Here is a 25,037-nt window from a genome sequence, read left to right as displayed (position 1 = left end):
CGTGCTGCGTTCGATCCTGGTCGCCTTCTGGCGCTCGTTCACCCGGCGGCCGCTCTATGCGGCGCTGAACCTTTTGGGCCTCAGCCTGGGCGTGGCGACGTTCCTGACGCTGAGCCTGCTCTATCGCTTCGAGACCAGCTACGAGCGCTGGACGCCCGAGCGCGGCAAGATCTACACGGGCGGTGTGGCCTACAACATCCCCGGCTTCTCGAACGCCACGCGGGTGGGGGCGATGGGCGGCCTGCTGGAGGAGATGAAAGCCGATTATCCCGACGTGCGGGGCGTGCGCGACTGGTCCCAGCAGGCCACGGTGCACAGGGGCGCGGTCGCCACGGCCGAGCAGATGGAGCTGGTCGATCCCGAGTTCCTGGAGTTCTTCCAGGTCCCGCTGCTGGCCGGCGACGCCCGCACGGCCCTGGCCGATCCGAGCCGGATGGCGATCTCCGAGGATCTGGCGCGCAAGTATTTCGGCACGGTGGACGTCGTCGGGCGGACGCTGGAGATGACCGACACCGAAGGGCGGGCGAGCTACACGATCAGCGCGGTGCTCAAGACCCTGCCCAAGAACTCCAGCCTCAAGCTCGACATGCTGCGGCCGCTGACCGCCGTCAGGACGGCCAAGGAAGAGAGCTGGCATCACTGGGGGTCGATCCAGCTCAACACCTTCTTCAAGTTCGACCGGCCCGAGCAGGCGCGCGCCCTGGAGGCGCAGTTGCCGGCCTTCGTCGATCGACGGGTGGGCAAGACCTTTGGCGACGTCGTCCCGCATGAGATGCTGGCCCTGAAGTTCGTGCCTGCGGGCGACGTCCACCTGCTGGATCCGAAGCAGCGGGCGGCGGTCGACACCCTGGGCGTGGTCGGGATCGTGGCCCTGGCGCTGGCCCTGATCAACTATGTGAACCTGGCGACCGCACGGGCGGGCCTGCGGGCGCGTGAAGTGGCCGTGCGCAAGACGCTGGGGGCGGGACCCGGGACGCTGCGGACCCAGTTCCTGGGCGAGGCGGCGGTGACGATCGCCCTGGCGTTCCTGATCGGCCTGGCGGTGGTGGAACTGGCCCTGCCGCTGATCAACGCGGCGGGCGGGCTGTCGCTGGATCTCGACTACCGGCAGGACGGCGCCTGGGTGGCGGGCGTGTTCGGCGTGGTGCTGGCGGCGGGCCTGCTGGCGGCGGTCTATCCGGCCTTCATGCTGGCGGCGTTCAAGCCGGCCCAGGTGCTGGCCTCGAGCCGCGCGCCCAGCGGCGGCCGGTTCGGCGCGCGGCTGCGCGAGGCGCTGGTGGTCTGCCAGTTCGCCGCGGTGGTGGCCGCCTTCGTGCTGATGCTGGGGTTCCTGGGCCAGATCCGGCACATGCAGGACGCCGACTTCGGCTATCGCCGCGACGGGCTCTTTCTGGTCACGGCCACGCGGGGGGTCGGGGTGACGCCCGAGCAGCGCAACGCCTATTGGGAGGCGGTCAGGCGCATCCCCGGCGTGATCGCGGTGACGGCCAGCAGCAACGCCCCGGCCGACGACAGCTTCAACAGCAATTCGTCGGCCACGCGCCTTGACCGGGCCGCGCGCCCGGGTCTTTCGCCCACCCTGAACCTGTCGTCGATCGGGCCGGACTACTTCCAGGCGCTGGGGGGCAAGCTGATCGCCGGGCGGCTGCTGGACCTGCAGCACGGCGGCGACGAGCAGTACGATCCCAAGGCCACGCCCGACACCGTGACCAACGTGGTGATCAGCCGCGCGACCGTGAAGCTGATGGAATACGCCTCGCCGGAGGAGGCGCTGGACAAGCTGATGGACTTCGCCGGCCGCAAGGTGCGCGTCGTCGGCGTGGTCGAGGACATGCGCTTCTACAGTCCGATGGAGAAGGTGTCGGCCAAGATCTACTTGTTCAGCGGCTATCCGGCCTGGTGGCCGGCGGACTGGCCGATCACCATGGTGCGCTATTCAGGGGTGGACGACGCGGCGATGCGGGCGCGGCTGGAGGCGGCCTGGCGGCAGGCCGCGCCGAGCACGCCGTTCGAGGGCAAGACGGCGCTCGCCAATCTCGATCGCTACTACAAGCCCCAGCGCGATCGCTCCAACCTGTTCAGCCTGGGGGCCGCGGCGGGGGCGGGGATCGGCTGCATCGGCCTCTACGGCCTGGCGGCGTTCAACACCTCGCGGCGGGCGCGGGAGGTGGGCCTGCGCAAGGTGCTGGGAGCGTCGAGCCCGCAGGTGGCGCGGCTGCTGATCGGCCAGTTCCTGCGGCCGATCCTGATCGCCTGCCTGATCGCCTGGCCCTTGGCCTGGTGGGCGCTGCGGCGCTGGCTGTCGCAGTTCGACGACCCGGTGGGCATTGGGCCGGGGATCTTCCTGGCCGGCGCGGCGGCGGCTCTGGCCATCGGTCTGGCGACCGTCGGCGGGCTGGGCTGGGCGGCGGCCGCGACCTCGCCCGGCAAGGCGCTGCGCAGCGAGTGAACGGCGCGCACGGTCAGGTGGAGAGCGTTGCGGCGCTCTCCCCCAGGCTTCGCCGCCCTTGATCCAAAAGGCTTTTCGTCGGGGAGGGCGCCTGCGCGGCGGGCAGTTGACTGGCCGGTCCCGGGCTTGCAGAGCTAGCCGTTGACGAGGCGCGCGCCGACAGCAAAGAAGCGCGCCATCGAGGGCGGGCAGGGGCGATCGGTGTGAAGGACGAGGGCTGGCGCGGGCTGGTGCGCCGCATCACGCGCATCACGCGCGACCCCGCCGGCGCGGAAGACGTGGTCCAGTCGGCCATGCTGCGGATGCTGGAATACCGGCGGGCCAACGCGCTGCACAACCCCGAGGCCTTCGTCGCCCGGGCGGCGGTGAACCTGGCCATCGACGAGCGCCGCCAGAGGGCGCGGCGGCCGGAGGAGGGCCTGGATTTCGTCGAGAACGCCCTGGCCGACGCCAATCCGCTGCAGGACGAGGTTCTGAGGGCCCGCGAGCGCCTGGCGCGGCTGAAACTGGGCCTGGCGCGTCTCAGTCCGCGGACACGCGAAGTCTTTTTGCTTCACCGACTGGAGGGGCTGAAGTATCGGGAGATCGCAGAGCGCCTCGGGATCACCGTCAGCGCCGTGGAAAAGCACGTGGCCAAGGCGGCCCTGTTCCTGACCGGATGGACCGAGAAGTGGTGAGCCCAGCGCGCGATCTCGACGCTGTACGCAAGGAGGCGGCCGACTGGCTGGCCCGCCTGCGCAGCGACGCGCGCGGCCCGGCCGACGAGGCCGAGTTCAAGCTCTGGCTGAGCCGTTCCGAGGATCACCGCTCCAGCTTCGACGCCCTGACGGCGACCTGGGAACTGGCCGGCGCCCTCAAGCACGATCCCGAGATCGCCGCCTCCACCCGCCGCCGCGCGCCGTCGATGGCGCGCCGCGCGGTGCTGGCCGGCGTGGGCGTCGGCGCGGTCGGGATCGGCTGGCTGGCCCTGGCGCCGGAGGTCTACGCCACCGGCATCGGCGAGACCCGCACCCTGCATCTCGACGACGGTACCTCGATCCTGCTCGACGCCGACAGCCGCATCCGGGTCCACCTGGGCGGCCGCAAGCGCAAGGCGACCCTGGTGCGCGGGCGCGCCTTCTTCCGCGCCGCGACCGATCCGGTGAAGCCGTTCGTGGTCACCGCCGAGGGCCGCGAGATCGTCGGCGAGGGCGGCGACGCCTTCGACGTGTCGCTGAACGATTCCGCCGTGGCGGTGACGGCGGTCGAGGGCCAGGTGCTGGTGATGGACGCCGGCCAGCCCTCCAGCCGCCTGACCGCCGCCGCCGGGCAGCGGATCGTGATGGCCGGGGAGGGCGCGCCTCGCCGCGAGACCGCCGACGTCCAGGCCGCCACGGCCTGGCGCTTCGGCCAGGCGGTGTTCGACGACCAGACCCTGGCCGCCGCCATCGCCGAGATGAACCGCTACAGCCGTCGCCGCATCGTGCTCTCGGAGCCGGGCCTCGAGGATCTGCGGATCAGCGGCGTCTACAAGGCCGGCGACAACGAGGCCTTCGCCCGTTCGGTGGCGACCCTGCTCGACCTGAAGGTCCAGACCAGCGCTGGCGGACTGCTGATCGAGCCGCGCGGCGGGGCATGAACGCGTCGTTTCGCGGCCCCGAAAAAAGTTGCTGAGGAAAAATCGACCGCCGTCGTCAGGCCTCTAGAGCCCGAACATGTCGGGCTGAGAGGGGACTAGATTTTCATGACGATGGGGAACGACGGCCGGCTGCGCCGAATGCTGGCCGGATCGGCGGCCGTGGGCGTGCTGCTGGCGGCCGGGGCGGCCTTCGGCCAGGCCGTGGCCGTGGACGTGCAGGCTCAGCCGCTGGACAAGGCGCTGCGCGAGCTTGGCAAGGAAACCGGCACCAACATCCTGTTCTCGCCCAAGGCCGTGGCCGGGCGTCGCGCCGGCGCCGTGGTCGGCCGCTACACCCCGATCGAGGCGGCCCGTCGCATGGCCGGCTCGGCCGGCCTGGAAGTGGTCGAGGATGGTTCGGGCGCGCTGATCGTGCGCCAGCCGGGCGCAGCCCCGGTCGCCACCGTCCAGCCGGCCTCGTTCGAAGCCGTAGATCAAGGCCCTGCTGTCCAGGTTGAAGAGGTCGTGGTGACCGGCTCGCGCCTGCGTCGCACCACCTTCGACAGCCCCTCGCCGGTGGTCGACATCGAGCGCGAAGAGCTGCTAGAAAGCGGCTACACCGATCTGGCCGAAGCCCTGACCGACCTGCCGGGCGTCGACATCGGCGTCAACCTGTCGACCAGCCAGTCGGCGGTGCAGGACAACGGCCTGTCGACCGTCAGCCTGCGCTCGCTGGGCCAGAACCGCACCCTGACCCTGATCGACGGCCACCGCACGGTGTCCAACGCCGGCAACAAGAACGCCGTCAGCCTGAGCTCCATTCCGGAGTTCTTTGTCGACCGCGTCGAGATCAGCACCGGCGGCGCCTCGGCCGTCTATGGCTCGGACGCCATCTCGGGCGTCGTCAACATCATCACCACCAGCAAGATGGACGGCGTGAAGGCCCGCGCCGTGGCCGGCGTCACCGACGACGGCGGCGGCAGCTCCCTCGAATACTCGGCGGTCGCCGGCAAGCGCTTCTTCGACGACAAGCTGTTCGTCATGGTCGGCGGCACCTACGAGAAGCAGGACGCCCTGAACGCGACCGACCGCAGCTGGGCGACCCAGTCGGTGGCCTACGACGCCGACACCAACACCGTTTCGGGTCCGGACCTGTCGACCTACACCCCGGGCGGCCGCTTCCGCAGCAGCAGCTTCTATTATGATGAAGGCGGCCTGCAGAAGAACTTCGTCACCGCGGTGAACGGCTACGAGACCCGCAAGAACGGCACCCTGATCACCCCGGCCAAGCGCTCGTCGGCAGCGGCCAAGATCACCTACGACGTCACGTCCGACATCAAGATCTGGGGCCAGTTCCAGGCCTCGCGCGTGACCACCAACTCGGTGCGCGAGCCCTACGCCCTGAGCAGCTCGACCACCTACGGCGTCAACGACGAGTACACGATCGGCAACATCGCCCGGGCCAACCCGTACGTGCCGTCGGCGATCTATTCGTCCTCGACCTCGTCGATCAGCTTCCGCCGCCGCATGACCGAGGTCGGCGAGCTTGAGATCTACAACCGTCGCACCACCCTGCGCGGCTGGGCCGGCGCCGAGGGCAAGGCGTTCGGCGACTGGGACTGGGCCGTGACCTACGGCTACGGCGAGTTCGACGGCTATCAGCTGCGCAAGAACGGCCTGAACATGGCCAATGTGAAGAACGCGCTGAACGCCGAGCTCAACACCACGACCGGCCAGATCCAGTGCAAGGACGCCACGGCCCGCGCCAACGGCTGCGTGCCGCTGAACCTGTTCGGCATCGGCTCGATCAGCGCCGCGGCGGCCGACTACATCCGCGCCGACATCTGGTATCGCCCGCAGAACCGCCAGGACACGGTCGAAGGTTACATGACCGGCGAGCTGTTCCAGCTGCCGGCCGGTCCGGTCGAGACCGCGTTCGGCTTCGAGCTGCGTCGCGACAAGACCCGCACCACCACCGACGAGCTGACCCAGAACGGCCTGACCAACTTCGCCTACATCCCCGAGTACACCGGGGTGGTGAAGGCCAAGGAAGCCTTCATGGAAGCCTCGGTGCCGCTGGTGAAGGATCTGCCGCTGATCAAGCGTCTGGAAGTCGACGGCGCCGTGCGCGTCGCCCACTACAATCTGGAGAACGTCGGCACGACGGTCAGCTATCGCGGCGGCCTGCAATGGGCGCCGGTCTCGGGCCTGCGCTTCCGCACCGCCTGGAGCCGGGCCCAGCGCGCGCCCGACACCACCGAGCTCTATTCGCCGCCCCGCGACGACTATGACTCGGTCGCCGACCCCTGCACCGGCGTGACCGCCTCCTCGACCGGCACCGTGGCCCAGAACTGCCGGGCCAACCCCGGCATCGCCGCGGCCATCGCGGCCGAGGGCGTGTTCAACTCGGAAGTCACCAGCGTCAACTCGCCCAACGGCGGCAACGTCGACCTGAAGGAAGAGACCGCCGACACCCTGACGATCGGCTTCGTGCTCCAGCCGACGTTCCTGCGCGGCTTCAACCTGAGCGTCGACTACTACGACATCAAGGTGGCCGACGCGATCTCGTCGCTGTCGAACAGCCAACTGCTGGCCGAGTGCTATCAGTCGACGAGCGGCACGGATAACCGCTTCTGCAACGTCATCAGCCGTGACGCCGAGGGCCAGATCACCAAGATCCTGAACCTCACGGAAAACCTGGACGACCTGCGCGCCAGCGGCGTCGACGTGGCCCTGCGCTACCGCTTCGACCTGGAGCGCTGGAGCGTGCCGGGCGACTTCACCTTCCGCGCCAACTACAGCCGGCGCCTGAAGCTGGAGAGCCGCTACCAGGGCATCGACGGCACGATCGTCGACAACGACCTGGGCGAAGTCGGCACCTCGAAGAACGAGGGCATGGCCAGCCTGGCCTGGCGCGGCCGCCACTGGAACCTGCAGTGGACGACCAACTACATCGGCAAGGCCGTGGACGACAACGACCTGGCGGCCGCCTTCGCGGCAGCCGGCGTGACCGACCCGCTGTACCTGCACGTCGACGCTTTCTGGCGCCATGACGTGTCGGTGAAGTTCTTCCCGGATCCGAAGAACAAGGACCTGCGCGTGTTCGGCACGATCAAGAACGTGTTCGACAACCAGGGCCCGTTCCTGCCCAGCGGCACGGTGTACGGCAACGACTACAACTACAACGCCGTCTACGGCGTGACCGGCCGGGCCTACACCCTGGGCCTGCAGGTCGCGTTCTAAGCGCGACGTCTTCCTCGCCGGCGCCCTTCGGGGCGCCGGCGATTTCATTTCCGGAGCTTTTCGATGTTTCGTTTCCGCCTGGCGGCCCTGGCCGCCGGAAGCCTGCTCGCGTCCGTGGCCTCGCACGGCTGGGCCGCCCCGCGCGTCATGACCGCCACCGACCTCGTGGGCCTCGAGAAGCTCTCCGATCCCAAGGTCTCGCCCGACGGGCGGTTCGTGCTCTATTCGGTCGGCCGCGTCGACTGGAAGGCCAACGCCGTGCAGGACGACCTGTGGCGCGTGGGCCTGGACGGTTCGGATCCCCGGCGGATGGTCGAGGGACCGGCCTCGGGCGCGACCTGGGCGCCGGACGGCAAGCGCTTCGCCTTCACCGCCAAGCGCGACGGCGACAGCGGCCGGCAGATCTATCTGTCGCCGATCGATGGCGGCGAGCCGCGCCGTATCGGCAAGCTACGCACCAGCCCGTCGGACCTGCGCTGGTCGCCGGACGGCTCGGCGATCTACTTCCTGGCCGACGCGCCGGATCCCAAGCCGGTGGCCAAGCGCAAGCGCGAGAAGGATGACATGGTCGCCTTCGAGACGCCGCAGGCGCGCGGTCGGCTGTGGCGGATCACCCTCGCCGACGGCAAGGCCGAGCCGGTGGTCGAGGGCGACTTCGAGGTCGAGGCCTACGACCTGTCGGCCGACGGCAAGACCATCCTCTACCGCCGCGCGCCCTCGCACCTGCTGGACGACAATCCGAAATCCGAGTTGTGGGTGAAGACAGGGCAGGGGCCCGACCGTCGCCTGACCGACAACGACTTCCAGGAAAGCACGCCGCGCCTGTCGCCCGACGGCCGCTCGGTTCTGTTCCTGGCCACGGCCGAGAACGGCCGCTACGGCACGGTCAATCCGAACCTGTTCGTCGCGCCGCTGGCCGGCGGCGCGCCGCGCGAGCTGGCCCACGGCCTGCCCTACGAGATCGAGGACGCGGCCTGGTCGGCCGACGGCCGCGAGATCTACATCACCGCCACCACCGGCGTGCGGCGCGAGCTGTTCGCCGTCGACGTCAAAAGCGAGACCGTGCGCCCGCTGGCCCGCGGCGACCACGCCGCCGGCGACGTCACCCAGACCCGCGACGGCAAGACGGTAGTCTATTTCAAGGCCTCGGCGACCTCGCCGGGCGAGGTGTTCCGCATCGACCCGGCCAAGCCGGCGCCGGTGCAGGTGACCCACCTGAACGACGACATCGCGCAGCGCTTCCGCCTGCCGAAGCAGGAGGCGGTCCAGTGGACCGCGCCCGACGGCCAGGCGCTGGAGGGCCTCGTCACCTATCCGCTCGACTACCAGCCGGGCCGCCGCTACCCGCTGATCGTGCAGAGCCACGGCGGGCCGCGCTCTTCGGACGTGTTCAACATCTTCGCCTATGGCCGGTTCAACCCGCTGCTGGCGGCCAAGGGCGTGATGACCCTGAGCGTCAACTACCGGGGCGGCACCGGCTATGGCGACGAATTCCTGCAGGGGATGAACGCCGGCTATTTCCGCCACGCCGACAAGGACGTGCTGTCGGGCGTCGACAACCTGGTGGCCAAAGGCCTGGCCGATCCGGATCGCCTGGGCGTGATGGGCTGGAGCGCGGGCGGCCACATGACCAACCGCCTGATCACCGTCACCGACCGCTTCAAGGCCGCGGCCTCGGGCGCGGGGGCGGTGGACTGGCCGTCGATGTACCTGACGTCGGACAACCGCTGGCAGCGCACCGAGTGGTTCGTGACGCCGCCTTACGGCTCCACCGCGCGACGGGATCTGTACACGGACAATTCGCCGCTCAGTCAGCTGGACAAGGTCAAGACCCCGACCCTGATCCTGGCCGGCGCCGAGGACGAGCGGGTGCCGTGGACCCAGTCGGTGATGCTGAACCGGGCGCTGCGGGCCCTGGGCGTGGAGAGCGAGCTCTACCTGGCCCCGCGCGAGCCGCATAACTTCCGCGAACTGCGCCACCGGCTGTTCCAGGTGAACGTGCAGATGGACTGGTTCAGCAAGCGCGTGCTGGGCCAGGACTACGTCTGGAGCGCCCCGCCGGGCGGTGAGAGCGACGAGGCCGGCGAGCCCTGAAATGGAAACGGCGGGGGCCAGGGCCCCCGCCGTTTTTGGTTCTAGCGACGCACCCGCAGGGTGACGCCGAAGGTGCGCGGGTCGCCCAGCGTGCCGGTGACGGCCCCGGTGTTCGCCGCCGCCAGCGACAGGTAGTAGAGCTTGTCGAAGACGTTGCGGCCCCAGACCTGCAGGTCCCAGCGGCCGTCTTCCGAGCCGATGCCGGCGCGCAGGTTCAGAAGGGTGTAGCCCGGGATCTTGGAATATTCGGAGTCCGCGGCGGTGGTGTAGTAGGCCGAGCGGTAGTTGGCGTCGTAGCCGGCATAGGCCTCCAGCCCGTTCCCACGCCAGGTCCCGGCCGGACGGCGGTATTCGCCGCCGGTCGACACGGCCCACAGCGACACGCCCGGCAGGCGGCGGCCGGTGAGGTCGCAATAGGTCGTCAGGTGGACCTCGATCGGGCAGGCGGCCTGCTCGTAGCTGGTGTAGCTGGCGTCGTTGTAGGTGGTCGAGCCGTAGAGGGTCAGGCCCTCGATCGGCGCGGCCCGCACATCGACTTCCACGCCGCGGCTGCGGACGCTGCCAGCGTTGGTCAGATAGCTGATGTTGTTGATCAGGTTGACGGCGGTGGTCTGGTAGCCCTCGTCCTCGGTCCAGAACAGGGCGAGGTTGGCGGTCAGGTGGCGGTCGAACCAGGTGCTCTTCAGGCCGGCCTCGTAGCTGTCGATGGTCTCAGGATCGATGACCGGATCGACGGCGTTGGCGCCGGAGGTGTTGATGTTCGACAGGTTCAGGCCGCCAGCCTTGTACCCTCTGGCATAGGTCGCATAGACCAGCGGACCGTTGTCGAAGGTGTAGGCCAGGGTGACGTTGCCGGTCAGGCTGTCGCCCGAGGTCTTGGACGAGAAGCTGTTGGCCGCGCCGAAGCGGGCGCGCAGGGCCAGCGCCGTGGCCTGTTCGGCCGTGGTCAGGCCCGAGAGGCTGGCGCCCGAAGCGGTCTGGTCGAACCAGCCGGTCATCTTCTCGTAGGTGTAGCGCAGGCCGCCGGTGATATCGAACCGGTCGGTGACGTGCCAGGTGCCCTGAGCGAAGGCCGCCGCGCTGGTGGTCTCGGGGCTGGAGTGGCTGATGATCGAGTAGTTGTTCAGCGCCGCGGCGCGCACGGTGGCCGAGGCCGCCGCCGGGGCCAGCAGCCAGTCGGCCGCGTAGGGGCCGTAGTAGTTGACGGCCTCGGCCTCGAGGTCCTGCCAGAAGTAATAAAGGCCGGCCACGTAGTCGAGCTTGCGGTCGCCTTCCGAGCGGATGCGCAGTTCCTGGCTGAACTGCTGCTGGTCGTTGTCCTGGTGGGCGTCGATGATCGCCGACAGGGTGGTGCCGTCGGCGTCGTTGTGCGGACGCCAGTGCCAGCCGCGCCAGGCGGTGACCGAGGTGATGGTGGCGTTGTCGAGGCTGTAGTCGGCGATCGCCGAGACGCCGCCGTGGGTCTCGAAATAGCTGTTCTTGGTGTTGACCGAGACCTGGCGGGCTTCCGGATCGATGGCCGGCGGCGTGAAGCCGATGCGGGCCGCGCGGGCCAGATAGCCGTTCGGATAGGCCGTGCCGTCGTCGGCGTAGGTGGTCAGCAGGCCGGTCAGCACGCTGGCGGCGGTGTTGGAATATTGCTGGCCGTAGTCGCCCGACAGCTTGATCTCCAGCTTCTCGTTCGGGGTCAGCAGGAACTGAACGCGGCCGCCGAAGTCGTGATAGTCCTGGGTCTTGGAGCCGTCATAGACGTTGGTCATGTAGCCGTCGCGCTGGGTGTTGGCGAGGGCGACGCGGAAGGCCAGCTTGTCTTCGACGATCGGACCGGCGAGCGCCAGGTGGGCCTGGAAGTAGTTGTAGTTGCCGCCGGTGACGTCGGCCGCGAACTCGGGCGTGAACTTCGGCTCCTTGGTCGAGATCACCAGGGCGCCGGCCGAGGTGTTCTTGCCGAACAGCGTGCCCTGCGGGCCGCGCAGCACCTGCACGGAGTCGAGGTCGGCCAGATCGAACACCGCCTGGCCCGGACGGCCCAGATAGACCTGGTCCAGATAGACGCCGACCGCCGACTGCAGGCCGTCGTTGTAGACCGAGACGTTGTTGCCCAGGCCCCGGATGTTGATGCTGGTGTTGCGCGGGTTGGTGACGCTGACGCTGAGGCTCGGCGAGAGCTGCTGCAGGTCGCGGACATTGTAGGCGCGGGCTTTTTCCAGTTGCGCGCCGCCGAAGGCGGAAACCGCGACCGGCACGGTCTGGGCGTCTTCCTCGCGGCGGCGGGCGGTGACGACCACCGACTCCAGGCCGACGGCGTCGTCAGGCGTCGCGGTGGGCTCGGCGGGCGTCTCCGCGGCGAAGGCGGGCGCGCCGGCCATCAGGGCCGCGCAGGACGCGGCGGCCAGGGCCAGGCGACGCAGTGTCACGCCGTGGTTGTGGTCGAGGCGAGTATTCGCCTGGCGATAAGAATGTTGCGCGCCCGACATGTTGTGGAGCCCCCATAAACAGCAAGAACAACCGCATAAGAACGACGGTCCTTGACGCCTCGGCGGGCCCTTCGCCGATGCGTCGTCGTTGCGGTGCGGAGGGAGCTTTAAATCCCAACTACTCCGATCGGCATTGCAGAAATTCTCAACGGTGCGTTTCGAAATTGTCGTAAGCGCCTCCGAGCAGGGAGGCCTTAGGGGAAAGGGAAAGCTGAGGGAAAGCGTCATGAAGACCTATCGAAACACCCTGCGCGGACGGCTCCTGGCCGGCGCCATGATCGCCGCGACCTGCCTGGCTGGAGGTCTTGCGGGCGGCCTCGCCAACGCCGCCGAACCGACGGCTCCGGCCGCGACGCGCAGCGTGGAGAAGCGACCGAACTTCTTGATCATCGTGGCCGACGACTTGGGCTATTCTGATCTGGGCGCGTTCGGCGGCGAGATCGAGACGCCGAACCTCGACGCCCTGGCCAAGGCCGGCGTGCGCCTGTCGGGCTTCCACACCGCCGCCACCTGCTCGCCGACCCGCTCGATGCTGCTGACCGGCTCGGACAATCACCAGGTCGGCCTGGGCTCGATGGCCGAGATCCTGACCCCCGGCCAGAAGGGCCAGCCCGGCTACGAGGGCTATCTCAACGACCGCTCGGTGACCGTGGCCGAACTGCTGCGCGACGCCGGCTACCGCACGGTGATGGCCGGCAAGTGGCACCTCGGTTTGACCGACGACCAGTCGCCGACCGCGCGCGGCTTCGAGCGCTCCTACGCCCTGCTGCAAGGCCTGCAGAACCACTATGGCGAGGACCAGAACGAGGCCTATGCGGCCGCCGGCGCGGCCTCGACCTTCCGCGAGGACGGCAAGGTCGTGACTTATCCCAAGGGCGTGTTCTCGGCCGACTTCTACGGCGACCGGATGGCCCAGTATGTCCGCGACGGCGCCAAGGACGGCCGGCCGTTCTTCGGCTACCTGACCTTCACCGAGCCGCACTGGCCGCTGCAGGCCCCGCCCGAGACCATCGCCAAGTACAAGGGCCGCTACGACGCGGGCTACGAGGCCCTGCGCGAGCAGCGGCTGGCCAAGCTGAAGGCGCTAGGCCTGGTGGCCAAGGACGCCAAGCCGCATCCGTTCGTCGACGTGCCGGCCTGGAGCTCGCTCACTCCCGAGCAGCAGAAGGTCGAGGCGCGGAAGATGGAGATCTACGCGGCCATGGTCGATCGCCTCGACCAGAACGTCGGCAAGGTGGTCGCGGCCCTGAAGGAGACGGGCCAGTACGACAACACCATCATCGTCTTCCTGTCGGACAACGGCGCCGAGGGCAGCCGTATCGACACCGTGCGGGCGGTCTTCGATCCGGCCAAGCTGGCGGCGCTGAAGGTCGACAACAGCTTCGACAACCTGGGCCGCGCCAGCTCGCACGTCGGCTACGGCCCCGGCTGGGCCCAGGCGGCGACGTCGCCGACGCGGCTGGTGAAGGGCTATTCGACCGAGGGCGGCATCCACACGCCGGCCATCGTCGAGGGCCCCGGCGTCAAGGGCGCTGGCCGCATCGTCGACTCCCTGGCCCACGTCACCGACGTCGAGGCCACGGTGCTGGAACTGGCGGGCGTGAAGCGTCCGGAGACCTATCGCGGCCGTGCCGTCGCCCCGGCCATCGGTCATTCGTGGGTCCAGGCCCTGGCCAGCCCCGACGCCTCGGTGCGCGGCCCGCAGGACACCGTGGCCTGGGAGCTGTTCTTCCGCCGGGCGGTGCGTCGCGGCGACTGGAAGGCGGTCTATCTGCCCACGGCCCCGGGCGGGGCGGCCTATTCGCGCGAAGCGGTGCTGCCGGCCAACTGGCAGCTCTTCAACCTGAAGAGCGACCCGGCCGAAGCCGTCGACCTGGCCGCCAGCCAGCCCGAGAAGCTGAAGGAACTGGTCGAGGCCTGGAACCGCTACGCCGCCGACAACGGCGTGGTGCTGCCGCCGGCCCCGCCGGCCGCTGGAGGCGCCGCCGCGCCCGCCAAGACCAGCGGCAAATGAGCCGGCGCGGCCTTTCCTGGGCGGTCGCCGCTGGAGCCCTCGTCGCCGGCCTGGCGACGAGCGGCTTCACGGTCGCCGATCCGGCGGGCGTCGAGGTGGCGGCCATACGCGCCGCCGCCCCCGGTGCCTGCCATGCCCGCAAGGGCGAGGACAGGGAAGGCCGCGCCTTCGTTCCCGCCGGCGCCGTGGCGCTGGGCGAGGATGGTCCGGGCAAGCCGGGCAAGGCCGTGGCCGTCGAGGGTTTCTGGATCGACCGCCACGAGGTGACCAACCGCCAGTTCGCCGCCTTCGTCGACGCCACGGGCCATGTCACCCAGGCCGAGCGGGAGGGGGCCTCGGCGGTGTTCGTCCAGCCCGAGCATCTGTCCGGCGACGACGCGGCCCAGTGGTGGAAGCTGGTGCGCCGGGCCAACTGGCGTCATCCGCACGGCGGCGGGGCCGACGACCTGGCCCATGCCGACGAGCCGGTGGTGCACGTGACCTATGACGACGCCCAGGCCTACGCCCGCTGGGCCGGCGGTCGCCTGCCGACCGAAGCCGAATGGGAACGTGCGGCGCGCGGCGCCCAGTCCGGCCCGCGTTCGCCCCAGGCCTGGGCCTATGACGACGACGGCAAGCCGACCGCCAACACCTGGCAGGGCGAGTTCCCGCTGGCCCAGAGCAACGAAGACCACTTCACGGGCCTGGCGCCCGTCGGCTGCTTTTCCGCTAACGCCTTCGGCCTCGTGGACATGATCGGCAACGCCTGGGAGTGGACGTCGAGCGCCGCCGCGAGCGGCGGACCCGAACGCCTGATCAAGGGCGGCTCGTTCCTCTGCGCCTTCAACTACTGCGCCAACTTCCGCCCCGCCGCCTGGCAGGCGCAGGAGGAGGGGCTGGGGACGTCGCACGTGGGGTTCCGGGTGGCGTACGCCCGGGCGGCATGAGCGTCAGTCGTTCCGAAGTTCGCTGGCGTCATAAAGGACGCTCGTGCTCCCGAAGTGGTGCTTCCACAGGTTCGCGCCCAAGCCGGCCGAGCGATCGAGCGACGAGCCGACCGTCAGCCACTTGAGCAGGGTCGGGCGAAGGCCTGCGTCGAACAGCATGAAACCGGCGGCCAGGCAGCAGGTGTCCGCCTGGATCCCGCACACCAGCACCTGGTCAACCGCCATCGACTTCAGGTGGTCGATCAGCGCGGGCGGCGGGAGATAGCCATGCTTCACGAACACCTTGTCGGTGGGAACGAGCGGGTCGTCGGCGGGGGCGGGCTTCCACCCAAGTTGCCCCCAGAAGGGCGTCACCGCCTCGTCATGCCGCTCCACGGTCGCGACCGAATACAGGGTCGGCGCCAGTCGCGAAATCTGCTCCACCTGCCAGGTGGGCGGCTCGAAGCAGGGCTGAACGTCGATGATCAGGAGCGCTTGTTTCATGGGGCGCTCTATCAGTCTCGCCCCTCGCCGGCCAGCGGCGACCGCGGCGACCGGTCGTCCGCCGCTATCCGATCACCTCCGCCGCATCCCCGTCCAGATCGATCCGTTGGCGGATGATCTCAAGCCGATCGCCCGCGTCGCGCATCTCGTAGAGCTTGCCGCGGGCGTTCTTGAACGGCCGGTGGACGATCATCATCAGCTGCCCATCGAAGCGGCGGAACGGCATGCCGTGGCCGCTGTCGTGGCGGACGAGCGGCGGCAGTTGCTCCCACGGGCCTTCGATCCTGCCCGTCGTCGATCGGGCCTGGGACTGGACGTAGCCGTTCCGGTCATAGCTGGACCACAGCATCAGCAACTGGCCGGTCTTGGTCGTGAAGAGCTGCGGGCCGTCGGTGACATAGGCCAGATCGCCTTCGGGCTGTCGCTTGCCGTCGGCCCATGGCGCCTGGCTGGCGGTGAACAGGGTGATCGGCGGGCCGGCGGCGGCGAGGTCGTCGCTCAGGGGCAGGGCCTCGATGGCCCCGTCGCCGACCTGCAGCCACTCGCGCGAATAGACGTACCAGGGACGCCCGTCGGGGGTGACGTGGAGCGTGCCGTCCAGGGTCATGAGCGCCTTGGGCGCGACCGGCTCGCCGCCGCGCACGGCGGTGAACGGACCTTCGGGACGGTCGGCGACCGCCAGGATCGTGCCGCGCCGATAGGGTCTGCGCTTGCCGACCGGCGGCAGGGCGGCGGCCTCGTCGTGGAAGGTGGTGAAGAGCCACCAGCGGCCCTTACAGAAATGGACCTCCGGCGCCCAGGCGCCGCCCTTGAACCAGGCGTCGGTCGGAGCCGTGAACACCGTCTTCGGCTTCTCCCAGTCCAGCAGGTCGCGGCTGACATACATCATCGTGCCCAGGCCCGGCGTTCCGCTGAAGCGAGGGATGTTCGAAGTGTAGAGCCGGTAGAGCCCGGCCTGCTCGTCGGCGACCATGAACGGGTCGTGCAGCGGCATGTTCGGCAGACGCAGCATCGGCGCGGGGGCGGTCCGCGCCTTGGCCGCCGGCGCGATGGCCAGGGCGGCGGCGCCGAGGGCCAGGGCCCGGCGCGAATGATCGACGGGCATCGAGGCTCCTACGCGACTTCACCGATCGGACGATCCGGGTTCCCGCGGCGCTTTGCAACGGCGAGGGCAGGGGGCAAGCTGGCGTGGAACGTACGGCCTTCGGCAAAGGTCATGCTGGTGTGACGGACTTTTCGGGCATAAACGTCGGCCAACAACGAAACATGCGATGGAGGCTCTCCGAAAAGAGCCTCGTCCCGAGGAGGAATGCGTTGATCGAGTCGGTCCTGATCGCCAATCGCGGCGAGATCGCGCGCCGGATCATCCGCACCGCGCGCGAGATGGGCGTGCGCACCATCGCCGTCCACTCGGAGGCCGACACCCACGCCCCGTTCGTGATGGAGGCCGACATGGCCATCCTGATCGGCGGCTCGCCCGCTCGCGAAAGCTATCTCGTCCCCGAGAAGATCCTGGCCGCCGCCCGCCAGACCGGCGCCGAGGCGATCCATCCGGGCTATGGCTTCCTGTCGGAGAACGCCGACTTCGCCCAGGCGGTGATCGACGCGGGCCTGGTCTGGATCGGCCCGCCGCCGTCGGCCATCCGCGCCATGGGCCTGAAGGACGCCGCCAAGAAGCTCATGATCCAAGCTGGCGTGCCGACCACGCCCGGCTATCTGGGCGACGACCAGAGCGAGGCGCGCCTTTCGAAGGAAGCGGCCGCCATCGGCTTTCCCGTGCTGATCAAGGCCGTGGCCGGCGGCGGCGGCAAGGGCATGCGCAAGGTCGATCGCGCCGAGGACTTCGCCGAGGCCCTGGGTTCGTGCCGCCGCGAGGCCGCCGCCAGCTTCGGCGACGACCGCGTGCTGCTGGAGAAGTACGTCACCCGGCCGCGCCACATCGAGGTGCAGGTGTTCGGCGACCAGTTCGGCGAGGTGGTGCACCTGTTCGAGCGCGACTGCTCGCTGCAGCGCCGCCACCAGAAGGTCATCGAGGAGGCTCCGGCCCCCGGCATGGACGAGGAGACCCGCGAGGCCGTGTGCGGCGCGGCGGTGCTGGCGGCCAAGGCCGTCGGCTATGTCGGCGCCGGCACGGTGGAGTTCATCGCCGACGCCAGCGAGGGCCTGCGCGCCGATCGCATCTGGTTCATGGAGATGAACACCCGCCTGCAGGTCGAGCATCCGGTCACCGAGATGGTCACCGGTCAGGACCTGGTCGAATGGCAGCTTCTGGTCGCTTCCGGCGAGCCGCTGCCTCTGGCCCAGGACGAGATCGAATTGCAGGGCTGGGCCATGGAGGCCCGCCTCTACGCCGAGAACCCCGCCACCGGCTTCCTGCCCTCGACCGGTCCGCTGAAGCACTTCCGCCTGCCGGAGGGCGACGTGCGGGTCGACAGCGCGGTGGAGGAGGGCGGCGAGGTCACGGCCTTCTACGATCCGATGATCGCCAAGCTGATCGCCCACGGCGTCGATCGCGAGGACGCGGCCCATCGCCTGGCCGAGGCCTGCAAGCTGGTCGAGGTCTATCCCGTGAAGACCAACGCCGCCTTCCTGGTCGCCTGCGCCAGCCATCCCGACTTCGTCGAGGGCGCGATCGACACCGGCTTCATCGCCGCGCGGCTGGAGGAACTGACCGAGCGGACGTTCAGCGACGCCCCGACCCTGGCCGCGATCGGCCAGCGGCTGGAGGGCTTCATGGCCGCCGACCAGCCCAAGGCCGATCCGTGGGCCAGCGCGCCCTCGCGCCTGCTTGGCTTCCGCATGAACGCCCCGCGCGCGGCCATGGCCCTGCCGCTGACCGTGGACGGGGCCAAGGTTCCGCTGCGGGTCGGCCTGGTGGCTGGCGCGGGCGACGACTGGTCTTGGGACATCACCGTCGAGGACGGTCGGGCGCTGGACGACGTCGACGTGCTGCCCGGCGTCTACGGCCGCGATCCGCTCTATGTGTTCGAGGGCGGCGACGTGCGCGAGTTCGACTTTGCGCCCAAGGTCGGCGGCGGCGCCCATGGCGCGGCGTCGGACGGGGCGATCCTCTCGCCGATGCCGGGCAAGGTAGTGTCGGTGGCGGTCGCGGCCGGCCAGGCGGTGACCAAGGGTCAGACCCTGATGGTGCTCGAGGCCATGAAGATGGAACACGCCCTGGCCGCGCCGTTCGACGGCGTGGTGGGCGAGCTGTCGGCCGTGGCCGGGGGGCAGGTCGCCGAGGGCGTGGTGCTGGCGCGGCTGGAGGCGGTTTCCTGATCCTTCTCCCCTTGCGGGAGAAGGTGTCGGCGAAAGCCGACGGATGAGGGGTCTCTCAAAAGAGAACCGCCTCGCCCGGCTCAGCCGCTGCTGCGGCGGATCAGTCTGAGAGACCCCTCACCCGACCTCCCTTCGGGAGGCCACCCTCTCCCGCAAGGGGAGAGGGAGCCAAGCCGGAGCTTGCGCCGCGACCGCGACGCGCTACATCGGCCTCATGGCTCTGCACATGATCAAGCTGGTCGTCGGCTGCGACACCATCGACGACCTTCTCGCCTGGCACGAGGAAGGCCATCCGTGGGTGATGCACACCCGGATGACGCCCAAGCGCATCGACGAGATTCTCGACGGCGGCTCGCTCTACCGCGTGTTCAAGGGCCAGGTGCTGTGCCGCCAGACCATCCTGGCCATCGACACTGTGGGCGAGGGGCAGGCGGCGCGTTGCGAAGTGACCGTGGATCCTAACATCGTCCGCGTCGCGCCCCAGCCGCGCCGGGCCTTCCAGGGCTGGCGCTATCTCAAGCCGGAAGACGCCCCGCCGGACCTGACCGAGGGCGAGGCCGCCGACATGCCGCCGGAACTGGCGCGGCAGCTGCGCGAACTCGGCGCCTGGTGAGCGCTTAGCGTCTCGTCAACCCAAGGGTGCGACGCTCGATCCTCGGTCTTGCGAGGAGAGCGAAGATGCGGCTGGCTTACGTGGCGCTTGGCATGGGTCTGCTGTTCCTGGCGATGGTGATCGCCGTCGGGGTCGCCCTGGCGGTGAAGGTCTAGCCGGGCCAGGGCAGCCCACGGCCCAAGGTCAGCACGAACGCCGCGAAGACGACGATCGCGGCGACGATCAGCGCGCGGTCTCGGGCGAGACCCCGGGACGCGGCGTTTCCACGGATCCAGATCAACGGGGCCGAGGCCAGGCCGATCTCCAGGCCCGCGTCGCGCAGGCCAAGACCCAGGTCGCGCGTGCTCGCCAGGGCGGCCAGCAGGGCCGCGAGCGTGGCCGCCAGCCAGGCCGTCCTGGCCGTTCCGTCGCCGAGCATCGAACGGGCCAGGCGCAGCGTCGCGATATAGAGGCCGATCCCCATCGTCGCCGCCAGAACGCGCACCGCGACCGGAACCGCCCCCAAGGCGCCAGCGAGGCCGAAATAGAGGTCGCCGTCCCGCAGAAGCATGGCCTTGACCACGTAGCCGCCCTCCCAGAACCAGCTGAACGCGCCGACCAGGACCAGCAACAGCCGCGGAGCGGGCGTGCGGACGCGGCTCGCCACCGCCCAGGCCAGGGCCCCGACGACGAGGTTGGCGAGCGGTCCCGCCGCGTCGACCAGCGGCGAGGGCTGGGCGCATCGGAAGATCGCCGAGCTCAGATGCTCGACCGCCGCGCCGGAGGCCAGGCAGGCGCCGGCGTGGCCGAGGGCCTCGTGGCTGAAGGTGGTCGCGCACATGGCCAGCACGGCGGCGGCGCAGAGGGTCGGCTTGTCGACCGGGGCGGTGGTCATCGTCGGCTCCGGTGGAAGAGGCGGCGATGAAGGGATTGGTCGGCGGCTATGGCTCGTCGGATTTCGAAATCCGATCGGCCGCCGCCTTGCGATAGGCGCCGGGCGTCACGCCGGTCTGCGCCTTGAAGGCGCGGTTGAACGGGGTCAGCGAGCCGAAGCCGGCGTCCAGGGCGATGGTCAGGATCGGAACCTGCGCCTGGCCGGGATCGGCCAGGGCGGCCTTGGCCTCGGCCAGCCGGTAGCCGTTGACGAAGACCTGGAAGTTGGCGTGGCCCAGCCGCTGGTTGATCAGCCGGCGCAGGCGGTAGTCGGGCACGGACAGCCGCGCGGCCAGCTTGGCCACGTTGAGGCGCTCATCGCGATGCGGGCGCTCCTCGTCCATCACCCGGCGCAGCCGGCCCAGAAGGGCGTCCTCGGCGGCGTCGGACAGGTGCGGGGCGGTGGGCGGCCTGGAGGGCTCGCTCTCGGGCGCGAGGCGCAGCAGGCCCGCCGCCACGACCAGGCTGGCGGCCAGCAAGGCGATCGCGCCCATGAGGTTGCCAAGGCCGGGAGCGTCGGGCCGCGCGCCGCCGAGGTCGGGGACGGCGCTGGCCAGGATGTAGGCCGCGCAGGCCAGGACGACGAACACCCGCAGCCGGCGTCGGCGCTCCATCAGGTCGTCGCGCCAGGTGCGCACGGTCTGGATCAGCGCTAGGGCGGCGAAGGCCGGGGCCTGGATAGTCAGCAGCGGACCGAGAACCTGGGAGCCCGCGCCCAGCTGGTTGGCGACCTGCAGCAGCACGATCAGGCTCCAGGCGGCGCCGTGCCAGGGGCGCAGGTCGAACCCGTCGTCGAAGGTCCGCCGCGCCAGCAACCAGAACAGCAGGGTGTTGCCGGTCGTCACGGCGATGACCGGGATGGCGATCCGGGGATCGAGCGCCGAGAAGCCCGGCGCGGTCCGCCAGACGTGCACGATGACGCCGCAGGCGAAGGCGGCGCCGAGGCGGGCGAGGCCAGACTCTCTGCGGTCGCGCAGCAGGACGAGGGCGATCAGCGCCAGGAGCGCCGAGCCGCCGCCGCGCAGGACGAGGTCGAGGAGCAGCATGGCTGGAGCTCCCCGGTGGCGGCTAGGCGGCCATGTTGTCGATCAGGCGGGTCTTGCCCAGCCAGGCGGCGGCCAGCAGGCGGGCCTTGGCGCCGTTAAGGGCGTCCGGACCCAGGCGCGACAGGTCGTCGGCGTCGCGGAAGTCGAAATAGTCGACCTGGCGGAAGCCGGCGGCGGCCAGGGCCGCCTTGCCGGCGGCCTCGGCGGCCTCGACGCGTTCGCCAGCCTGGACGGCGGCGATGGCGGCCTTCATGGCGTTCGGCAGGGCGACGGCGGCGGCGCGTTCCTCGGGCGACAGGTAGGCGTTGCGCGAGGAGAGGGCCAGGCCGTCCTCGGCGCGGGCCGTGGGGGCGCCGACGATCTCGACGGGCAAATCAAGGTCGCGGGTGACGCGGCGGATAACCTGGAGCTGCTGGTAGTCCTTCTCGCCGAAGACGGCGATGTCCGGTTCCGCCTGGATCAGCAGCTTGGTGACCACGGTGGCGACGCCGCCGAAGAACTGCGGGCGGGCGGCGCCTTCCAGCGGCTCGGACACGCCGGTCAGGTTGATGCTGGTCGCGAAGCCTTCCGGATACATCTCGGCCCCGCCCGGCGCGAACAGCAGGTCGCAGCCGACGGTTTCCAGCAGTTCGGCGTCGCGGGCCTCGCCGCGCGGATAGGCGTCGAAGTCCTCGTGCGGGGCGAACTGCTTGGGATTGACGAAGACGCTGGCCACGGTGCGCTGCACCTTGGTCTGGGCCAGGCGGATCAGCGACAGGTGGCCTTCGTGCAGCGCGCCCATGGTCGGGATGAGACCCACCTGCTCGCCGGCGGCCTTCCAGGCGCGGACTTGCTGGCGCAGTTCGGCGACGGTGCGGACGATGCGGGTCATGGCGGAACTCTGCTGCAACGCAAAAACAAGCGTTCGGACGGGGCGGCTTATGGCCGATCTGGGACAGTCGGTCCACCTGCGACGCGGAGTCTGTGGACGCCGGGCGCCACAAGATTGACGCTGATGGCGTGCAGGGCGCTTCATGCGCGTTAAGATTTTGGTTAGATTCGCCGAGTCGGGCGGAACGAAGGATGAAGCCAATGGCCGAAACGCGCGTGATCGTCGTCGGCAACGAAAAGGGCGGCGCCGGCAAGTCGACCATCGCCATGCACCTGATGACGTCGCTGCTGTACGGCGGCGCCCGGGTCGCGATCATGGATCTGGACCTGCGCCAGTGCACCAGCATGCGGTTCTGCGAGAACCGCGTGGCCTGGCTGGCCGGCAACGACATCAAGCTGCCGATGCCGCAGACCTTCCGTCTCAGCGACAACGACATCGCCCTGGCCGCGGCGTCGGAGGCCGAGCAGGTCGCCGCGTTCGAGAAGGCCTTCCTGGCCGCGCGCGAGGTCGCCGACTTCGTGCTGATCGACACCCCTGGCGGCGACACCCAGATCACGCGCATGGCCCATGGGCTGGCCGATCTGATCGTCACCCCGATGAACGACAGCTTCGTCGACTTCGACATGCTGGGCCACGTCGACCCGGTGACCATGGAGCTGCAGAAGCCCAGCCTCTATTCCCAGACGGTGTGGGAGGCCCGCAAGGCCCGCGCCATGGCCGGCCAGCGCCAGCCGCTGGACTGGGTGGTGCTGCGCAACCGCCTGGCCACCACCGAGGCCCGTAACCGCAAGCGCCTGGAAGACCGCCTGACGGCCCTGGCCAAGCGGGTCGGCTTCCGCATGGGCCCCGGCCTGCGCGATCGCGTGATCTATCGCGAGCTGTTCCCGTTCGGCCTGACCATCGCCGACCTGTCGACCCAGGTGCGTCCGGTGCCGGTGTCGCTGCAGCACCTGGCCGCGCGTCAGGAACTGCGGGCGCTGATGCACTCGCTTGGCCTGGCGGCGTTCTCGGGCGAAACTCTGCTCGCCGCCCAATAAGTCATTGGGGCGGCGGCGGGACCGCTGATGCTCTTCTATCTGATCCTCGGCGGCGTGGTCGTCGCCTGGCTGCTGTGGGGCAAGCGCAAGCCGCTGCTGGCCGGCGAGGGCTGGCGCGTCGGCGCGGGCGTGGCCTCGGCAGCCGCCTTCGCCGCGGCGGCCTATGCCGGCGTACGCAGCCAGTGGCCGGCGACCCTGGCCCTGTGCGTGCTGGGCCTGTGGTGCGCCACCTCGGCCCGCCAGCGTCCGGTGATCCGCAAGGTGGCCGAGCCGGGCAAGGCCCAGCTGTCGGCGAGCGAGGCGCGCTCGATCCTGGGCGTCGACGCCCAGGCCGGCGCCGAAGAGATCCAGGCCGCCTACGCCCGGCTGATCCGCCTGGCCCATCCCGACAAGGGCGGCACGGCGGGGCTGGCGGCGCAGCTCAACGCGGCGCGGGACCGGCTGCTCAAGGGGCGGTGAGGCCTCGGCGCCCAGACCTCTGCGCACGCATCACCGTTCAATCCCCGCGAAGGCGGGGATGCTCGGAGGCGGGGGCGACCCGTTCAAGCGCAAAGAAAAAGCCGGCGACCGCGAGGTCGCCGGCTTTTCTGTTTCTGGCTCCAGGCCGGATCAGCGCGGGGCGATGACCATGCAGGGCTGGCGCTTGGCGGTGATGGCCGAGCAGGCGGCGCGGGCGGCCTCGGCGGTCATGCCCTGGAACTGGGCGCGGAAGGCCCCGCCAGCGGCGCCGACCACGGCCCCTTCGGCGTCGGCCACGGCCTTGGCGAAGCGGTCGCGCACCAGGCCCAGCTGCTTGTTGGCCAGGCTCTTGGACTGGAAGGCGCCGACCTGGACGCTCCACTCGCCCTTGACCTTCTTCGGCGCCGGCTTGGCGGCGTCCTTGGCGGCCTTGAGGGTGGGGGAGACCTTCACCGGGACGGGCTTGGGGTTGTCGGTCAGGACGATCTTCAGGCCGGCCTGGTCGCCGTCGCCCTCTTCGGACGAGGGGCGCATGATCGGGCCGGTCGGTTCGTCCTCATAGAGGTTGGCGGCGATGGTGGTGCGCTCGCCGTGCGAGCGGCGCTTGAGCACGTCGAAGCCCGTGGTCAGCAGGTCTTCCATGTTGTTGTCGCGCCAGGCGGTCGAGGAGCCGCCCAGGACCACGGCGATCAGGCGGCGGCCGTCGCGCACGGCCGAGCCGGCGAGATTGTAACCGGACGCATTGGTGTAGCCGGTCTTCAGGCCGTCGAAGCCGTCCATGCTGTTGAGCAGGCGGTTGTGGCCGCGCACGTAGCTGCCGCGAAACTCGAAGCCCTTGAGGCTGAAGTAGGAATAGTACTGCGGGAAGTCGCGCATGGTGGCGCGCGACAGGATGGCCAGGTCGCGGGCGGTGCTGATCTGGCGGCTGTCGGGCAGGCCCGAGGCGTTGACGAAGCGGCTGTTGCGCATGCCCAGTTCCTGACCGCGCAGGGTCATCAGGGCGGCGAAGCGGCTTTCGCTGCCGGCCAGCTTCTCGGCCATGGCGGTGGCGATGTCGTTGGCCGACTTCACGGCCATGGCGCGAATCGCCTCGTCGACGCTGAGGCTGTCGCCGGGGCGCAGGCCCATCTTGGTCGGAGCCTGGGCGGCGGCGCGCGGCGAGATCGGCACGCGGTCGGTCAGCTTCAGGCGGCCTTCGCTGAGCGCCTCGAAGGTGAGGTACAGCGTCATCACCTTGGTGACCGACGCCGGATAGCGGGGGCTGTCGGCACGCTTGTCGTAAAGGACTTCGCCCGAATTGGCGTCGATCACGATGGCCGCGTACTTGGGTTCCGCGGCGTTGAGCTGCAGGTACGGGATCTGGGCCGAAGCGACGGTGGGAGCAGCGACGCCGACCAGCGCGGCCGCGGCGAAGCCGACGGCGACGAGGAGGCTACGGGCGGAGTTAAGCTTGGCGAACATGCGACAAACGTCCGTCATTTGAACTGAGCGGTTCCGCACCGCCACACGCGTGAACCTAGCATGCGCGTTGTCGCCT

At 69.8% G+C, this 25,037-nt stretch carries 18 protein-coding genes; 11 read left to right on the top strand and 7 right to left on the bottom strand.

Annotated elements, in window-relative coordinates; genetic code table 11:
* The first annotated feature begins 1 nt into the window (after position 1).
* The 5 genes from AC07NG_RS13935 (at position 2) to AC07NG_RS13915 (ending at position 9,383) form a co-directional block, all read left to right on the top strand.
* Positions 2-2,449 carry an ABC transporter permease gene (locus AC07NG_RS13935; protein WP_494594610.1) on the top strand — a complete coding sequence of 816 codons (2,448 nt, stop codon included), beginning with the start codon at positions 2-4 and terminating at the stop codon, positions 2,447-2,449.
* Positions 2,450-2,652: 203 nt separating this feature from the next.
* Complete coding sequence (locus AC07NG_RS13930) at positions 2,653-3,126, top strand: RNA polymerase sigma factor (RefSeq protein ID WP_487289748.1); 474 nt, start codon at positions 2,653-2,655, stop codon at positions 3,124-3,126.
* Positions 3,123-4,067 carry a FecR family protein gene (locus AC07NG_RS13925; RefSeq protein WP_492857232.1) on the top strand — a complete coding sequence of 315 codons (945 nt, stop codon included), beginning with the start codon at positions 3,123-3,125 and terminating at the stop codon, positions 4,065-4,067. The genes AC07NG_RS13930 and AC07NG_RS13925 overlap by 4 nt, the downstream gene beginning before the upstream one ends.
* A 105-nt stretch (positions 4,068-4,172) precedes the next feature.
* Positions 4,173-7,289: a TonB-dependent receptor domain-containing protein gene (locus tag AC07NG_RS13920; protein WP_494594607.1), complete on the top strand. Its 3,117-nt coding sequence runs from the start codon at positions 4,173-4,175 to the stop codon at positions 7,287-7,289.
* A gap of 63 nt (positions 7,290-7,352) precedes the next feature.
* Positions 7,353-9,383, top strand: a complete 2,031-nt coding sequence (locus AC07NG_RS13915; protein ID WP_494594605.1) for an alpha/beta hydrolase family protein — start codon at positions 7,353-7,355, stop codon at positions 9,381-9,383.
* A gap of 41 nt (positions 9,384-9,424) precedes the next feature.
* On the opposite strand, the gene AC07NG_RS13910 is transcribed toward AC07NG_RS13915, so the two are convergent.
* Positions 9,425-11,800, bottom strand: coding sequence for a TonB-dependent receptor (locus tag AC07NG_RS13910; protein ID WP_494594604.1), 2,376 nt, complete (start codon positions 11,798-11,800; stop codon positions 9,425-9,427).
* 286 nt (positions 11,801-12,086) lie between these two features.
* Between AC07NG_RS13910 and AC07NG_RS13905 the strand changes: the two genes are divergently transcribed.
* Both AC07NG_RS13905 and AC07NG_RS13900 read left to right on the top strand, forming a co-directional pair.
* A complete protein-coding gene (locus AC07NG_RS13905; RefSeq protein ID WP_494594602.1) occupies positions 12,087-13,874 on the top strand; it encodes an arylsulfatase in 1,788 nt (595 codons plus the stop codon).
* Positions 13,871-14,800 carry a formylglycine-generating enzyme family protein gene (locus AC07NG_RS13900; RefSeq protein ID WP_494594600.1) on the top strand — a complete coding sequence of 310 codons (930 nt, stop codon included), beginning with the start codon at positions 13,871-13,873 and terminating at the stop codon, positions 14,798-14,800. The genes AC07NG_RS13905 and AC07NG_RS13900 overlap by 4 nt, the downstream gene beginning before the upstream one ends.
* A 3-nt stretch (positions 14,801-14,803) precedes the next feature.
* Here AC07NG_RS13900 and AC07NG_RS13895 read toward each other — a convergent pair whose 3' ends face one another.
* Positions 14,804-15,283, bottom strand: a complete 480-nt coding sequence (locus tag AC07NG_RS13895) for an isochorismatase family protein (RefSeq protein WP_494594599.1) — start codon at positions 15,281-15,283, stop codon at positions 14,804-14,806.
* Between the two features lie 64 nt (positions 15,284-15,347).
* The gene (locus AC07NG_RS13890) at positions 15,348-16,388 is read right to left on the bottom strand and encodes a glycoside hydrolase family 43 protein (protein ID WP_494594597.1); all 1,041 of its coding nucleotides are present in this window, start codon (positions 16,386-16,388) and stop codon (positions 15,348-15,350) included.
* Between the two features lie 209 nt (positions 16,389-16,597).
* Between AC07NG_RS13890 and AC07NG_RS13885 the strand changes: the two genes are divergently transcribed.
* Both AC07NG_RS13885 and AC07NG_RS13880 read left to right on the top strand, forming a co-directional pair.
* A complete protein-coding gene (locus AC07NG_RS13885; protein ID WP_494594596.1) occupies positions 16,598-18,562 on the top strand; it encodes an acetyl/propionyl/methylcrotonyl-CoA carboxylase subunit alpha in 1,965 nt (654 codons plus the stop codon).
* A 214-nt stretch (positions 18,563-18,776) separates the two neighbouring features.
* Entirely contained in the window at positions 18,777-19,175 is a 399-nt protein-coding gene (locus AC07NG_RS13880; RefSeq protein ID WP_487289760.1) for a DUF1489 family protein, read from the top strand.
* A 151-nt stretch (positions 19,176-19,326) separates the two neighbouring features.
* Here the strand turns inward: AC07NG_RS13880 and AC07NG_RS13875 are convergent, their stop codons facing one another.
* Genes AC07NG_RS13875 through panC form a run of 3 tightly spaced genes read right to left on the bottom strand, consistent with a single transcriptional unit; the run spans position 19,327 to position 22,004 of the window.
* A complete protein-coding gene (locus tag AC07NG_RS13875; RefSeq protein ID WP_494594594.1) occupies positions 19,327-20,049 on the bottom strand; it encodes a hypothetical protein in 723 nt (240 codons plus the stop codon).
* Positions 20,050-20,095: 46 nt separating this feature from the next.
* Positions 20,096-21,133, bottom strand: coding sequence for a helix-turn-helix domain-containing protein (locus AC07NG_RS13870; RefSeq protein ID WP_494594593.1), 1,038 nt, complete (start codon positions 21,131-21,133; stop codon positions 20,096-20,098).
* Between the two features lie 22 nt (positions 21,134-21,155).
* Positions 21,156-22,004, bottom strand: coding sequence for a pantoate--beta-alanine ligase (gene panC / locus AC07NG_RS13865; protein ID WP_494594591.1), 849 nt, complete (start codon positions 22,002-22,004; stop codon positions 21,156-21,158).
* Between the two features lie 200 nt (positions 22,005-22,204).
* Here panC and mipZ point away from each other — a divergent pair, with 200 nt between their 5' ends.
* Both mipZ and AC07NG_RS13855 read left to right on the top strand, forming a co-directional pair.
* Positions 22,205-23,041: a division plane-positioning ATPase MipZ gene (mipZ, locus tag AC07NG_RS13860; protein ID WP_110119014.1), complete on the top strand. Its 837-nt coding sequence runs from the start codon at positions 22,205-22,207 to the stop codon at positions 23,039-23,041.
* Between the two features lie 27 nt (positions 23,042-23,068).
* Positions 23,069-23,500: a J domain-containing protein gene (locus tag AC07NG_RS13855; protein ID WP_487289764.1), complete on the top strand. Its 432-nt coding sequence runs from the start codon at positions 23,069-23,071 to the stop codon at positions 23,498-23,500.
* Positions 23,501-23,650: 150 nt separating this feature from the next.
* On the opposite strand, the gene AC07NG_RS13850 is transcribed toward AC07NG_RS13855, so the two are convergent.
* Positions 23,651-24,961, bottom strand: a complete 1,311-nt coding sequence (locus AC07NG_RS13850) for a D-alanyl-D-alanine carboxypeptidase family protein (RefSeq protein WP_492857246.1) — start codon at positions 24,959-24,961, stop codon at positions 23,651-23,653.
* Positions 24,962-25,037 lie beyond the last annotated feature (76 nt).

This window comes from Caulobacter sp. GW821-FHT10C03, assembly GCF_059415485.1.
Note: the sequence above shows the minus strand (reverse complement) of the source record. Positions and strands in the feature narration are given on the sequence as shown.

Coding starts and splice junctions, on each gene's coding strand:
- AC07NG_RS13900 (WP_494594600.1), top strand. CDS start 13,871: ATGAGCCGGCGCGGCCTTTCCTGGGCGGTCGCCGCTGGAGCCCTCGTC.
- AC07NG_RS13875 (WP_494594594.1), bottom strand. CDS start 20,049: ATGACCACCGCCCCGGTCGACAAGCCGACCCTCTGCGCCGCCGCCGTG.
- AC07NG_RS13905 (WP_494594602.1), top strand. CDS start 12,087: ATGAAGACCTATCGAAACACCCTGCGCGGACGGCTCCTGGCCGGCGCC.
- mipZ (WP_110119014.1), top strand. CDS start 22,205: ATGGCCGAAACGCGCGTGATCGTCGTCGGCAACGAAAAGGGCGGCGCC.
- AC07NG_RS13850 (WP_492857246.1), bottom strand. CDS start 24,961: ATGTTCGCCAAGCTTAACTCCGCCCGTAGCCTCCTCGTCGCCGTCGGC.
- AC07NG_RS13920 (WP_494594607.1), top strand. CDS start 4,173: ATGACGATGGGGAACGACGGCCGGCTGCGCCGAATGCTGGCCGGATCG.
- AC07NG_RS13895 (WP_494594599.1), bottom strand. CDS start 15,283: ATGAAACAAGCGCTCCTGATCATCGACGTTCAGCCCTGCTTCGAGCCG.
- panC (WP_494594591.1), bottom strand. CDS start 22,004: ATGACCCGCATCGTCCGCACCGTCGCCGAACTGCGCCAGCAAGTCCGC.
- AC07NG_RS13870 (WP_494594593.1), bottom strand. CDS start 21,133: ATGCTGCTCCTCGACCTCGTCCTGCGCGGCGGCGGCTCGGCGCTCCTG.
- AC07NG_RS13915 (WP_494594605.1), top strand. CDS start 7,353: ATGTTTCGTTTCCGCCTGGCGGCCCTGGCCGCCGGAAGCCTGCTCGCG.
- AC07NG_RS13880 (WP_487289760.1), top strand. CDS start 18,777: ATGGCTCTGCACATGATCAAGCTGGTCGTCGGCTGCGACACCATCGAC.
- AC07NG_RS13890 (WP_494594597.1), bottom strand. CDS start 16,388: ATGCCCGTCGATCATTCGCGCCGGGCCCTGGCCCTCGGCGCCGCCGCC.
- AC07NG_RS13855 (WP_487289764.1), top strand. CDS start 23,069: ATGCTCTTCTATCTGATCCTCGGCGGCGTGGTCGTCGCCTGGCTGCTG.